At 41.3% G+C, this 11,149-nt stretch carries 20 protein-coding genes; all 20 read right to left on the bottom strand.

Annotated elements, in window-relative coordinates; genetic code table 11:
- Positions 1-38: 38 nt before the first annotated feature.
- The 20 genes from HT722_RS09230 to HT722_RS09135 all read right to left on the bottom strand — a co-directional run bounded on the left by HT722_RS09230 (position 39) and on the right by HT722_RS09135 (position 11,149).
- Positions 39-470 carry a DUF2335 domain-containing protein gene (locus HT722_RS09230; protein ID WP_173278746.1) on the bottom strand — a complete coding sequence of 144 codons (432 nt, stop codon included), beginning with the start codon at positions 468-470 and terminating at the stop codon, positions 39-41.
- Positions 454-660 carry a hypothetical protein gene (locus HT722_RS09225; RefSeq protein ID WP_112445235.1) on the bottom strand — a complete coding sequence of 69 codons (207 nt, stop codon included), beginning with the start codon at positions 658-660 and terminating at the stop codon, positions 454-456. The genes HT722_RS09230 and HT722_RS09225 overlap by 17 nt, the downstream gene beginning before the upstream one ends.
- A 175-nt stretch (positions 661-835) precedes the next feature.
- Positions 836-1,792, bottom strand: coding sequence for an N-acetylmuramoyl-L-alanine amidase family protein (locus HT722_RS09220; RefSeq protein ID WP_173278745.1), 957 nt, complete (start codon positions 1,790-1,792; stop codon positions 836-838).
- Between the two features lie 2 nt (positions 1,793-1,794).
- Positions 1,795-2,124 (bottom strand): phage holin, encoded by a 330-nt coding sequence (locus HT722_RS09215; RefSeq protein ID WP_173278744.1) that lies wholly within the window; start codon positions 2,122-2,124, stop codon positions 1,795-1,797.
- A gap of 14 nt (positions 2,125-2,138) precedes the next feature.
- Entirely contained in the window at positions 2,139-2,495 is a 357-nt protein-coding gene (locus HT722_RS09210) for a hypothetical protein (protein ID WP_173278743.1), read from the bottom strand.
- An 8-nt stretch (positions 2,496-2,503) separates the two neighbouring features.
- The gene (locus HT722_RS09205; protein ID WP_173278742.1) at positions 2,504-3,286 is read right to left on the bottom strand and encodes a hypothetical protein; all 783 of its coding nucleotides are present in this window, start codon (positions 3,284-3,286) and stop codon (positions 2,504-2,506) included.
- 5 nt (positions 3,287-3,291) lie between these two features.
- Entirely contained in the window at positions 3,292-3,624 is a 333-nt protein-coding gene (locus tag HT722_RS09200; protein ID WP_173278741.1) for a hypothetical protein, read from the bottom strand.
- A gap of 6 nt (positions 3,625-3,630) precedes the next feature.
- Positions 3,631-4,107, bottom strand: coding sequence for a hypothetical protein (locus HT722_RS09195; protein ID WP_173278507.1), 477 nt, complete (start codon positions 4,105-4,107; stop codon positions 3,631-3,633).
- Positions 4,097-4,558 (bottom strand): hypothetical protein, encoded by a 462-nt coding sequence (locus HT722_RS09190; protein WP_173278740.1) that lies wholly within the window; start codon positions 4,556-4,558, stop codon positions 4,097-4,099. The genes HT722_RS09195 and HT722_RS09190 overlap by 11 nt, the downstream gene beginning before the upstream one ends.
- A 10-nt stretch (positions 4,559-4,568) precedes the next feature.
- Complete coding sequence (locus HT722_RS09185; RefSeq protein WP_173278739.1) at positions 4,569-4,721, bottom strand: hypothetical protein; 153 nt, start codon at positions 4,719-4,721, stop codon at positions 4,569-4,571.
- Positions 4,714-5,385, bottom strand: coding sequence for a hypothetical protein (locus tag HT722_RS10370; RefSeq protein WP_205380494.1), 672 nt, complete (start codon positions 5,383-5,385; stop codon positions 4,714-4,716). Before HT722_RS10370 ends, HT722_RS09185 begins: the two co-directional genes overlap by 8 nt.
- A gap of 17 nt (positions 5,386-5,402) precedes the next feature.
- Complete coding sequence (locus tag HT722_RS09175) at positions 5,403-5,810, bottom strand: hypothetical protein (RefSeq protein ID WP_173278738.1); 408 nt, start codon at positions 5,808-5,810, stop codon at positions 5,403-5,405.
- Positions 5,811-5,818: 8 nt separating this feature from the next.
- The gene (locus tag HT722_RS09170) at positions 5,819-6,217 is read right to left on the bottom strand and encodes a hypothetical protein (RefSeq protein WP_173278737.1); all 399 of its coding nucleotides are present in this window, start codon (positions 6,215-6,217) and stop codon (positions 5,819-5,821) included.
- Position 6,218: 1 nt separating this feature from the next.
- Entirely contained in the window at positions 6,219-7,265 is a 1,047-nt protein-coding gene (locus tag HT722_RS10330) for a hypothetical protein (protein WP_188110363.1), read from the bottom strand.
- A 10-nt stretch (positions 7,266-7,275) separates the two neighbouring features.
- A complete protein-coding gene (locus HT722_RS09160) occupies positions 7,276-7,794 on the bottom strand; it encodes a hypothetical protein (RefSeq protein ID WP_173278736.1) in 519 nt (172 codons plus the stop codon).
- On the bottom strand, positions 7,781-8,836 hold the full coding sequence (locus tag HT722_RS09155; protein ID WP_173278735.1) for a baseplate J/gp47 family protein: 1,056 nt from the start codon (positions 8,834-8,836) through the stop codon (positions 7,781-7,783). Before HT722_RS09155 ends, HT722_RS09160 begins: the two co-directional genes overlap by 14 nt.
- Entirely contained in the window at positions 8,833-9,231 is a 399-nt protein-coding gene (locus HT722_RS09150) for a DUF2634 domain-containing protein (protein ID WP_173278734.1), read from the bottom strand. Before HT722_RS09150 ends, HT722_RS09155 begins: the two co-directional genes overlap by 4 nt.
- On the bottom strand, positions 9,228-9,524 hold the full coding sequence (locus HT722_RS09145; RefSeq protein WP_049500563.1) for a DUF2577 family protein: 297 nt from the start codon (positions 9,522-9,524) through the stop codon (positions 9,228-9,230). Before HT722_RS09145 ends, HT722_RS09150 begins: the two co-directional genes overlap by 4 nt.
- Positions 9,525-10,490 carry a hypothetical protein gene (locus HT722_RS09140; protein WP_173278733.1) on the bottom strand — a complete coding sequence of 322 codons (966 nt, stop codon included), beginning with the start codon at positions 10,488-10,490 and terminating at the stop codon, positions 9,525-9,527.
- Positions 10,487-11,149: a LysM peptidoglycan-binding domain-containing protein gene (locus tag HT722_RS09135; protein ID WP_049512705.1), complete on the bottom strand. Its 663-nt coding sequence runs from the start codon at positions 11,147-11,149 to the stop codon at positions 10,487-10,489. Before HT722_RS09135 ends, HT722_RS09140 begins: the two co-directional genes overlap by 4 nt.

Below are 11,149 nucleotides of genomic sequence, written 5' to 3'. Positions count from 1 at the left end.
AAACAAAAAAACCGCAAGCCTGAGCCTGCGGTGAGTAACTATTCTTTGTCTTTGTTTTTATTTCGATTATTCCCTGTAAACAAACTAATTAGCCCTAGTGCAGTTGTTCCAGTTAAAAAACTACCTGCAATTTGTTTACCTGTTGCTATTAAGTAAATTCCACCAATAGTAACAACGAGGGCGATTAAAAAGCCAAATAACTGTCCCAATTTATGAGAAGTAATATTCCCTGATAAGTATTTATCTTCCATAGCCCTACGATGTTGGCTCTCTGCAATACCATTATCAATAATCTTTTGAACAGCACCCGGATATAGCTCTTTATATCCTTTGAGAATATCTGGATGAGGTAGGTCACCTTGATAGATTTCCAACTTCTGTAAAACTACTTGACGCTGTTCATGTGGTAATCGCTCGACTTCATCAACGATATTATTGACTTCAATCAAATCTTTATTCTCGGTATCCAAATTTCATTACCTCTTTCTGAATGCCCATCGTTGATTTCTTGTAATCACTTTTGACTTTCTTCCAGTCTGGGACTGTATCAGCTTTTACTTTTGGAATGTTCTGGTTAAAGCTAAAAATAGGCAATACAATTGCTGTCATACCAAGTAAAAAAGACTTTAAGTATTGAGGCTGTTTTGTATTTTTTAACATACCAAATTCCTCCTACTCGCTCCATAATATTTTTTGAATTAACTTGATTATGACATCTTTCTTTAAAAAAGTCAGTCTTTCTTACTCTTTTTAACAAAAAAATCCCCACAAGAACGAGTCCTGTGGGGTAGATACACATTTTAGAAAAGTTTTCCTTTCATTTTATTTTTTAAAATTATTTAACTGTAATCAAGCCGTCTGGCTCAACTGCGAACTCTGGCTTGTCTGCCATTGTTCCGTCTGGTTTGAGGTAGTACCAGCCTGTTCCGTCTGCGGACTGGACGAAGGCGTTTGATACCATAGCACCTTCTTTACCGTCTAGGTAATACCAGGTATCCTTGTACTTGACCCATCCTGTCTTCATAGCGCCCTCTGTGTCAAAATAATACCACTTATCAGCGATTTTCTTCCAGCCTGTAGCCATTTCGCCTGACTGGTCAAACCAGTACCAGTTGCCGTCTGTGTGCTTCTTCCAGCGGTCTGCAAGCATATATCCTGAACCGTCAAAGTAATACCAGGTACCATTGACTTTCTCAAACTTATCTTTTGGATAAAAGCCGTCTGAGTGTACATACCAGGTGCCAGTATCGTTCTGTTGCCATCCTGCTTCAATCGTCAAGCCGTTTTCAATATCCTGCTTAAACTGCTCACGGCTAATACCCCATTTGGCAAGATAAGGATAAGGGTCAACGTGGTCTGAGTTGTTATTAGGTTGGTTATTGGTACAGTATTCATGCGTTTTGATACCTGCCAAGTCGTCTGTATCAAGCGTGTTCGGCAAACCTGCTTCATCTGCTAGATTTCGTAGCAATTCGATATAAAGGCGATAGTCTGTCATGAACTCTTCTTTAGTTGAATGGCTTTCAATCAATTCAACTGCGGCATAGGTTTCAGTATTCCAACCACCCCCAACGTCCCACATTCCCTTGTTTACAGGACCTACCTGCATGACACGGCCATTTCCAACGACATGAGAAAAGAACCCAAGTCCAGGGTCCTTTCTATAGTGGTAGTCCGCCTCATTTTGAGCAGTTGAGTTGCGGTTGCCTGTTGAGTGGGCATGTACTTGACGGAAAGGCTCAAACCCAACAATCGGCAAGTCTGTACGTAGTCTGCTTGTATCGATATCCATACCTACTCCCTCCAAGCGTCATTCATCTGCTTCACAGCTGACTCTACAAAGGTGTCTAGGTCCTTGTCAGTCATGCTGATGTTGTATTTTGTCAGCTCTGCACGGATTTTAGCACGAGCCTGTGCCAGTTTTTCATCTCCCTTGTAGCCTGTTTCAGTAGCGATCTGCTCAACTGCATTGACTGCATTTTTAGCTAGGATTTCAGCGATTTTTACAGCTTTCTCTCCGCCTTTTCTCAAAAGATAGTCTTTCACTGCTTTCACGATACTGCCTATTGCTACTGCTAAAAAGCCTGTCGCAAAAGCGATAATAAATTCATTAAATTGTGTCATATGTTTTTCCTTTCTTATTCATAGTAGAATGTGATATCAAGGCTAATATACCCCGTTGTGACTCCTACGCGTTTGAAGTTTTCAATTGTTTCGCTACTCAAATTAAAAATGTATGAACTATTAGAGATATACGGCGAATCTGTCGTGATTAACGGGAATTCGCTAGCACCTATTCTTACTTTTGTTATTTTCTTATCTCCAAGAGTTGTTTTTATATCTCTATTAGATACCCAAATACTATAATCTTCATAAAAATGGAGAGTCACATCTTTTATGGTAACACTTTTCAAACCCTCCCACACCAACCTATCACCAATATATCTCTTGACAATCTCTCTACTTCCTAACATGATTCTTACTCTATCTCTCATAGCTTCACCTACTTAAAAATATCGTAAATCGTGTGAGGGTCTTTGGTAGTAATAGCATCGTACTGCTCTTGCGTACCTGCCCAATAGTTGAGTGCCTGCGAACCGTTCTGATTGACAATGTTCTGACCAGGAGCTCCCGTCGCTCCTCGTTCGCCATCGTTGATATTATCCAAATGAGTGAAAGCAGAGGCTTTTAAACCTCTGTAATTCACTTCAATGCGAACTTCAAACCAGCCACCAGAGCGCTGAGTAGCATTCCACTGACCAAATTTACCATTTGCATCAGGCGTTTGATTTCTCAAAACACCCCAGCTATTATTCCCAAAACCTCTGTAGTAGTAATCAAGAGTATAGCCACTCGTGACTGTTTCGCCATCGTAGAATACATCCGCAAACAGATTCAGTTGACTAGTAGAGCCATTCTTATAAGAGCCCTCAATACGAACGCTGGCATTCAAACTATGCCCGTTATCCCCTTTTAAGCTTTCTCTCTGGCTGGAGGTCAGATTGTCAAATGACGGGCGATTTTCCAAGGCGGAAATCCTAGCCTTGATTGGGATATCATTGTACAACTCCCATTTTTGGGCATAAGTAGACAAGTCTTGGTGGGAGGTCAAGTAGCCTTTCTCTTCCAGCTCCGCTTTTGTAACGAGGGTTTCTGGATTGACTCTCGGTCTACTCTCAAGGGAGCCCAGTCTTTCCTGGACTTCCCTATCCTTTAACTCTGAATCTTCTTTGATTGCCTTGACATCCCTACCAATAGCTGTTGCTAGATTTTCAAGGTTACTCATAGCACTCACGCTTTCGCTGCGTTATAGGTTGCGACCAAGTCAACATTGGCAATCTGGTCTACACGTCCGCTGACTTCAGTTACTTTGCCAAGAAGTGCGCCGTTTTCGTCTTGTCCCATACTTGTGATTTTTTCCGCAATTTCTTTCAGTGTGTCAAGATTTTCAGGGGTACCTTCTCCCAAGATTTCAGCTTTAACTTCCGTTTTAGCTTGAGTGACTGCCTGAGAGATAGCTTGCGTCATTGCTGAAGTTTCTACTTTAGTGCTGACGCTTTGCTTCACTTCCTTGATATCTTCCCCCACTGCCTGCGCAAATGCTGTTAATTTTGTAGTATCCATTTTGTGTTACACCTTTCCTAAATTGTAATAAAAGAGTAGGTCTGGAAATTCCGGACATACCCCACCATCTGTTACTGTTTTTTCTGCAAGTTGTTTCTCAACTTCTTTTGCAATATCCAGCTCTTTTAAAGCATGGACTTCTTCAGTGACCAATTCTTTATCTGAGGCAACTATCTGGATATGGACAGATTTATCACTGGGGAAAACATAGCCTCCAGCCGTGATTTCCAAGCGATAACTCCCAATGGGCAAGATAGCGTCCAGATGAAAACTCACACCTTGACTGGTAACAGCTACCTGCTTCTTCCACTGGTAGCCCTCCTTGGTCAGACTGATCAGCGCCTCCTCCCCTTCCAGAGAGGAGATGACTTGGTAGTCTTCGTCTAAGAGGGCAAAACCAAAGGTGGAAGCCAAGTCCCCTTGCTTAATCAGGTGCCCACCGTCAATCTGTGCGAGATTGGTCATATTGAGATTACAGACCATTCTGCACCTCTTTCTCATCTTCAACCAAGATGTCTTCCTTAATCTCCAATTTCTCAAAATCGCTAAATAAACGATCTATGTAGCCATTACCTCCTAAAGCCTTGTAGCTTTTGTGCAGACTTTCCACTAGTGAAAATTCGTCTTTTGAAGTGAACCCTCTACGAATAGCCCGTCGCATATCACGGTCAAGGCGCAACTTCATAGTATTTAGATGCGCCTCGTCGTGCACTTTTAGCTTTTCCTGTACTTCATCGATTTTGGAATTGCTATCTTTAGCGGTAGTCTGGACATCTTTAATCTGTTTCTTGACATCGGTTAGTTCCGAGACAATTTTATCTGTTTCTTCTTTGGCTTTTTTCGGTAACCGATAGCTTATCCAAGCAATGATTGTTGGAGTTAGCACTGGCATTACGCTAGTGAAAAAGTGTTCTATTTTCTCAAAGACGTCCATAAGCACCTCTCTAGTTCGCCAAGTGGCTCAACCCAAGGCGTTCCAATTCTTTGCGTACACGATCTCGGAAGCGTTTATTGACGAATGAAAAGTCAATCGCTTCACGTTTAAGCAAGTTAATGTACATGTCGATTTTAGCTTGGTCTAATGTAATCTTACTCATTGTTGCTACCTCCATTGTTTTCACTAGTGCTTTCTTCGCTTGTCGGTGTAGGAATTTCATGTTCTGTCTCGCTTTCTGTTGGTTGTTCTACTGCTGGTGCAGGTTGGATAGACGCTTCTGCTACTGGTTGTTCAGTAGTTGGTTGCGGTTGCGCTGGTTCAGATACGACCACGTTAGGAACTCCGTTTGTAGCCATTTCTGTAGCTGGTTGGGGTTCTGGTTGAACCGGTGGAGTTACCGGAGCGGATTCAACAGAGTGTGTTTCTGCCTCAGCAACGTGAGGCGCTTCCTTATGTCCATCTGCTTCGTCCTCATGCTCATGATCAATACCGTTGTGTTTCTCAAGCACTTCCAAGCGTGCAAAGATTTCCTCGATATCGTCAGTATTATGCAAGCTGACCTTCTGCATACCTTCCATAAGTTGATTCGCTTGTTCAAGTGCTGCAGTCGTTTTAGCCAATTGTTCTTGGTTCTTGACAATGGCGCTGGTTGGGTCTAACTCAGTTCGTAGAATCTCTTTGACTGCCTCAATGAGCATTTCGTCTGTATCACCCAAATGGTCACCGTCTAATTCACGAGTGAAAAAAGTAAACGGCTTGTCACATTGAATAGAGACTTCCGTCTTGCCAACTCTAAAAAATTTATTTACTAATACAAATTCCATGTTTAATGTTCTCCTGACTATTTAAAATAAAAGTATAGTGAATCGTTTCTAGTGACATTACTTTTGAATACTTGTCTTTGATTATCGTCTTTAAATGAGATATAGAGCGCACTTCCTCTACTGTAATTATCTGGCCTTGTATCCCTATCGTACAACCGCGCATACTTCGCATAAACAGTTGTAATTGTATTGTTCTGGTGCTTAATCCGTACTTTAACATCATTTACTTTGCTCTCGTCACGATATTTATTGTTGAAATCACTTAAATCTATTGAATCAAAAATCAAATAGTCTTGTGATTCAAACGGAGTTCTTAGATTCCGGAAATATCCAACATAGACCCATTTCTCCCAAACCAAACGATTACCAACATATCGTTCTATAATCTCATGTCCTCCGACATAGATTCCTTCTCTTGTAGCCATAATACCACCTACTCATACACATCATAGATTGTGTTGGGATCTTTGGTCCGGACTGCTTCGTATTGGGCTTTCGAACCATACCAATACTTCATTTGCTGGTTTCCGTTTTGGTTTACAAATTTATTCGCGATCACTTCGGACGGTGTACTTGGAATCCCAAGCGCTGACCTGTTTACTCGCAAAACACCCGAACTATCGACTGTAATCGTTGAGTTATCAGGTCTGACAACTCCGTTTGAACCAGCTGTTGCGGTTGAGGGAGTTGGACTCACTCCGTTTTTAAAAGTCTGCACAGACACTTTTTTCAACCCACGCCCATCATGAATCATGATGTTGTCCGAGTTGTTAACCTGACTAGCCTGTGGCAAATCAGTTACTTTTCGTGTCTGTGTACTAATTACTGCCATGTTATACCTCCATAATATATTTCCAATCAGCAACAATCACACGGCCGTTTTCATCAGCAAGTAAGGTATGTTCTGTACCGTCTTCCGTACGAATCGGAGCAGTGAAATCATTCTGCAAGAACATGTACTCGATAGCGTTTAGCCTATCTTCGTGCTCCTGAAACTCACGCTTTAAAGCCTCTACAGACTCATAACTTGCTTGTCTAACGTTATCTACGTTACCCAGACCAACTTGGTGCTTTGTAACGCTATGTGGATTGTTGTGATTGTTTAAGTGATTTTGAAAATCTTGCTTACTAGCCTGTTCTACGTTAGTAACATTCCCTAATCCCACCTGTTGCTTAGTGACACCGTGTGGATTGTTGTGGTTTTGGATGTGACCTGTAAGGTCAACCTTCTCGGCCTTGTTTTTAGTGACCTCGTCAATTTTTTCAGGCAGACCGTCGATGTCTGCAACCTTGTGCCTGTGACTTGCGTCGGCTTTCCCATTCCAGCGTGTCCGTTCCTGGTCAGAAACGTGACGGGCAGTGTCTTCAATATGATTATCGATATTGGTTTGTAGCTTTCTTTCTGTCGCTTTCAATTCAGGGACAGTTGCATAAACCAAGTCAGTCGCATTGTATTGAATGGTAATCTGACTATTCTTGCTAATAGTTGTATTGAAATCATAATCTCGATATACATAAGCAGATGTTTTAGGTGGAATCACATCTCCCTGTTCTGCCCAAGTATACATGTACATGAATTCTTCGTGATTTCCACGTTTTGCAAATACACCGATTTCGTTCACAATCATTTCACGCTCAATCCGTGAGTTATCAAACCTCGCTGTGAGACGAATCGTATCAGCTGCATCAGTCGATAAAGACTGTGCCACTTGCAAAGAATGAACAACTTGTACGATATTGTTTTTCTTGCCAATGTCCGTCCGATGCCGGCCACTACCCAAAGCTATTCGAGTGAAAACCAGTGGTTCTCTATTTTGAATCGCTAGAGCCGTTTCACTGATTGCTTTATCGGTCACAATAGGCTGGATAAAATATCCCATTTATTTCCTCCTATTCAAATTGAACTGAACGAATGTCTCTAAACGTGTGAGCACCGATATAAATCGCGTTCATCATAGGTGCTTCAACTGAGAATTGGATTCCTAAATGAGCAGGGATCAATTCACGCACATACTTTAAAAAACGGTTCAAATATCCAGTTGGCAGTTCTCCTAAAAATCGGATATGTACCGCCGAACCTTTGACCGTTACTAAGTTGTTGACATTCGTAAAGCTCTTTGTAATTTTTTGTAAACTCACTGAGTTGATTTTAATTTTGGAAGAAATTAAAGTGATTAGATACCGCCTTCGTTCTTCCAAATCAATTGTTTTCGGTTTCACCTGAAGGGCCTTTTCCCAACGGGTAATCCAGTCTTCCGTCGCTTCTGGCAACAACATCGACCGTCTGGTATCAAAGATTAAGTCTGTAATCAATTCCAGCTCTGGAATTTCAGTTTCAAACAAATCGTTGATGGTTGGATCTAAGACCTCTGGCAAAGCCGATAACATACGATATCTAACTTGTGACATTGATAGTTACCTCCGCTAGTTTAGGAAGCATGTTGGTAGAAAGTTCAATACTTTGTTCCCTGTCATTCAACAAAATACGGTCCACATCTCGAACCCCGTTAATTCTGTCAATGATTGTGGCAACTTTATAGTTCCGAACCTCTTTCTCTTCAAATGCTTCTTCACGTAAGTATTTAATGAGTTGTACTCTCGCCTCATTCTTGATTGTTTCGACATCTACATCTTCATCAATCTTGATAGTTGCAGTAATACGAACGTCGTAACCACTTACAGACTGCACTGTCACATAAGCACCGATTGGAGCAACGCCTAATCCGTGGCCACTCGGTTCAGGATCCAAGTAATTCTTGAACTTATTTACAAGTTCCGAACTAGCTTCGTTACCGTCAGCATCCGTAATAGATACACGTACTGTATTCTCGCCTTTCCAAAGTGGCTCTACCAAGGCTGAACCAACACCAACAAACTCACTTGCCCATTTCTTGTATTGGGCAATATTCCCGTTTAAGGTCGGTGTTTTCAAGTACTCAATGGTACGCTTACGGAGTTGTTTATCCGTCTCTTCGTCTTCTCCTACGACAATAACAGAGCCGATTTCTGCCCCTTTAAAACCATTCAACACATCAATATTGATGAGTTGACCTCTTACATAATTGGGAGCATTTCCGACTTGTTCAGCTACTACGCTATACTCGAATCCAGAGCGGCGTTCCAAAACACGGAAATTATACTCACTATTAACCACGCTGAAACGGGTTCCGAGTGGGATTTCCTGTTTGAACTGAACCAATCGAACTGATGCCGTGGCCGGCAAGCGTTCAACTCCGAACTGCCTACACAAACGAGTTAAGAAAATTCCTGTACTCGTATCTAAAAAGTTGACTTCCTCATACGATTTTAAAACCGTATACTGAATAGCAACTTCTCGAGCTGCAGGCGCAACTAAATTGTACAAGACAGATCCTTGTCTTTTGTCATACTTATCATCAAACAAGGCCAGCATATCCTCTAAAATTTCTGGATATGTTTTTACCTTTATCATCGTTTCACCTCCAAATCCATTTCAAATGTTCCAAAATCACTATCAACCACGAACTGCACATAAAACTCATCTTTCTTTACCTTAGTAGAAAAAGAGTGAGCCTCATGAATCCTGTCATCTTCATACAGGGCTTCTTTTATACGTCGTGCGATATCCATCTGGGCATAATCCATATCCCCACCAAATAAAGCGTCTAACTCAACACCGTAGCGATGATCATAAATCGTATAGATGAACCGTTCAGTCGTCAGCATTCGTCTGATTGATTGCTTCAGAGCATGAATGCCATCTGTTTCTAGCAAGATATTGGTTTCATCTAGTGTTAAGCTAGGCTGTTTCTTAGCTTCAACAACATTTTTAGCGATATTTAAAAAGTTTGTTTTAGGAGTACTCATTCATCAGAACCCCCTTTCACTTTGCGCTTGTAGTGGAATATCTTCTTGTACAAGACATAATAAAACCCTCCACCATCTTGTCTGATGAGATGAAGGGTTTGACCTACGTACTCAGGATCCAATGCTTCATCGGTCCATGTGACGGCGAGCATAGAATCATCCAAAATCAACTCATTGGTCAATTGGATTTTGAGTGGAGAAACCGATAAAACGACACCAGTCGTTATCTTTGCGAACTGGCGATTTTCAATGAAATTACTAATCAATTTCTTTAGATTTTCTATTACTTCCATCTACTCACTTCCTGCCATAAATAATTTAATTTCCATCGTGTGCTTTTCATCGCTAAAAGAATGAGTTGCCTCTTCAATGACATACCACCCTTTCTTCTCAATATCCTTAACATCCACATAGACTGCATGACCTGCTAAAAAGTCAATACTTCCAATATCAGCTTTCAGACTGAACGTTTCTTTGGGACGGTTTTTCATCTTCAAGAGCATTTCGCCCCATTGCTTTATTTGCCCCTCAGTCGCTTTCTCATCCACTTTTTTCATGTACTGGAGTTTTCCCCAAGCTCCGATATTGTAGCTGTCCTGATAGATGTAGACTTCTCTCTTTTTGGTTTCTTTGTTCTCTTGGATCAAGCGGACAATATTAGCACTATCCTCAATCGAACCTTCAAACTCAAAGCTAGACATAAAGGATTCATTGCCTATAATGTACTGGATTGGTAAGTTTTTCGGAGTTGTTAGTGTCAACTCTCCGAACTTGTCATACAAAACCAACAATTCTCCACTTTGTACCAAGGTCTCGTCCATAGCCTCCTGGATAATATCCAGAGCCTTCTTATCTTCCTTCAACTGAGGGGATAAGGTCACGGATGGGGCTTTTAGTTCCCCAATCTTCAAATCAAAATCTCCTGCGATTGCTGAGACAATTTGATTGACGTTTTTATCCTTGGCAACAAAGTTGATATTGCGTAGTAAGTACTTTATCTGATCATGGAAGGTCAAGGTTGTTTTAGTGTCTTTTTCGTACTTGATTTTCGTCAAATAACCAAAGAACACCTCTTTATCATCTAGCTTAAAAGCGAGCGGAGAACCATATTCAAAGGCTACTTTTGTAGAGTTGTATAAGGTAATCTCCACGCTCCAAGCTGACCCTTTTCTAGTTGTCTTGAATTCGACCTTTTCAGACACAGTTGCTAAATCCCATGTATCTCCAGTTTTATTGTTCTGATAGAATAATTGCATCATGGTATCACAAACTCCTGTCCAGGATAAATCCAATGAGGGTCTTTGATTTTGTCTTTGTTGGCTTCGTAGATTTCAGTATATCGGCTGCCATCTCCGTAAAAGGTCTGTGCAATCCCCCAAAGAGTATCACCGCTTACAACCGTATGGCTTTTTTGAGCAGGTTTCTCAGTCGTAGGGCTACGTTCTTCAGTAGCTTTCGCCTGCGGTTTCTTTTTAGTAGCCTCAAGTGCTTGCTTGTCTTTGATGGTGACCTTTCGTGGTTTGTGAGACCGATATTGTAAGAACTTAATCTTATATATCAGGTCATTTTCATATCCTGTTTTGGTAGAGACATCGAACTGTTCCACTAGAAATTTCCCGTTAATAGCAGAACCAAAAGCACCCCCAATCATGAGTTGAATGGGAGTGCCTTCCGTCTTAAATTTACGAATAGATGATACAAAGGATTCTGGAGAGACACGGCTATTCCGTTGGTAGTTTCCGTCGTATCTTCCGCTAGGAATAAAGGATTCAAACTCAATCGATTGAAGCTCTGGATTTCCGACAAGCGGAACGTTACCAGTATCGATGATGGCGACTGTCTCAATTCCTTGTTTGTCCTCCAATTTGATTTCTTCTGGATTCACTGGCAATTTAATGCCTTCAATAAATATAAACAT

It is taken from the genome of Streptococcus sp. 53 (genome assembly GCF_013276565.1).
In the GTDB taxonomy this organism is placed as follows: Bacteria; Bacillota; Bacilli; order Lactobacillales; family Streptococcaceae; genus Streptococcus.
Note: the sequence above shows the minus strand (reverse complement) of the source record. Positions and strands in the feature narration are given on the sequence as shown.

Coding starts and splice junctions, on each gene's coding strand:
- HT722_RS09185 (WP_173278739.1), bottom strand. CDS start 4,721: ATGAGTAAGATTACATTAGACCAAGCTAAAATCGACATGTACATTAAC.
- HT722_RS09195 (WP_173278507.1), bottom strand. CDS start 4,107: ATGGTCTGTAATCTCAATATGACCAATCTCGCACAGATTGACGGTGGG.
- HT722_RS09190 (WP_173278740.1), bottom strand. CDS start 4,558: ATGGACGTCTTTGAGAAAATAGAACACTTTTTCACTAGCGTAATGCCA.
- HT722_RS10370 (WP_205380494.1), bottom strand. CDS start 5,385: ATGGAATTTGTATTAGTAAATAAATTTTTTAGAGTTGGCAAGACGGAA.
- HT722_RS09210 (WP_173278743.1), bottom strand. CDS start 2,495: ATGAGAGATAGAGTAAGAATCATGTTAGGAAGTAGAGAGATTGTCAAG.
- HT722_RS09220 (WP_173278745.1), bottom strand. CDS start 1,792: ATGGATATCGATACAAGCAGACTACGTACAGACTTGCCGATTGTTGGG.
- HT722_RS09205 (WP_173278742.1), bottom strand. CDS start 3,286: ATGAGTAACCTTGAAAATCTAGCAACAGCTATTGGTAGGGATGTCAAG.
- HT722_RS09170 (WP_173278737.1), bottom strand. CDS start 6,217: ATGGCAGTAATTAGTACACAGACACGAAAAGTAACTGATTTGCCACAG.
- HT722_RS09160 (WP_173278736.1), bottom strand. CDS start 7,794: ATGTCACAAGTTAGATATCGTATGTTATCGGCTTTGCCAGAGGTCTTA.
- HT722_RS09145 (WP_049500563.1), bottom strand. CDS start 9,524: ATGGAAGTAATAGAAAATCTAAAGAAATTGATTAGTAATTTCATTGAA.
- HT722_RS09225 (WP_112445235.1), bottom strand. CDS start 660: ATGTTAAAAAATACAAAACAGCCTCAATACTTAAAGTCTTTTTTACTT.
- HT722_RS10330 (WP_188110363.1), bottom strand. CDS start 7,265: ATGGGATATTTTATCCAGCCTATTGTGACCGATAAAGCAATCAGTGAA.
- HT722_RS09140 (WP_173278733.1), bottom strand. CDS start 10,490: ATGATGCAATTATTCTATCAGAACAATAAAACTGGAGATACATGGGAT.
- HT722_RS09155 (WP_173278735.1), bottom strand. CDS start 8,836: ATGATAAAGGTAAAAACATATCCAGAAATTTTAGAGGATATGCTGGCC.
- HT722_RS09215 (WP_173278744.1), bottom strand. CDS start 2,124: ATGACACAATTTAATGAATTTATTATCGCTTTTGCGACAGGCTTTTTA.
- HT722_RS09150 (WP_173278734.1), bottom strand. CDS start 9,231: ATGAGTACTCCTAAAACAAACTTTTTAAATATCGCTAAAAATGTTGTT.
- HT722_RS09135 (WP_049512705.1), bottom strand. CDS start 11,149: ATGTTTATATTTATTGAAGGCATTAAATTGCCAGTGAATCCAGAAGAA.
- HT722_RS09200 (WP_173278741.1), bottom strand. CDS start 3,624: ATGGATACTACAAAATTAACAGCATTTGCGCAGGCAGTGGGGGAAGAT.
- HT722_RS09175 (WP_173278738.1), bottom strand. CDS start 5,810: ATGGCTACAAGAGAAGGAATCTATGTCGGAGGACATGAGATTATAGAA.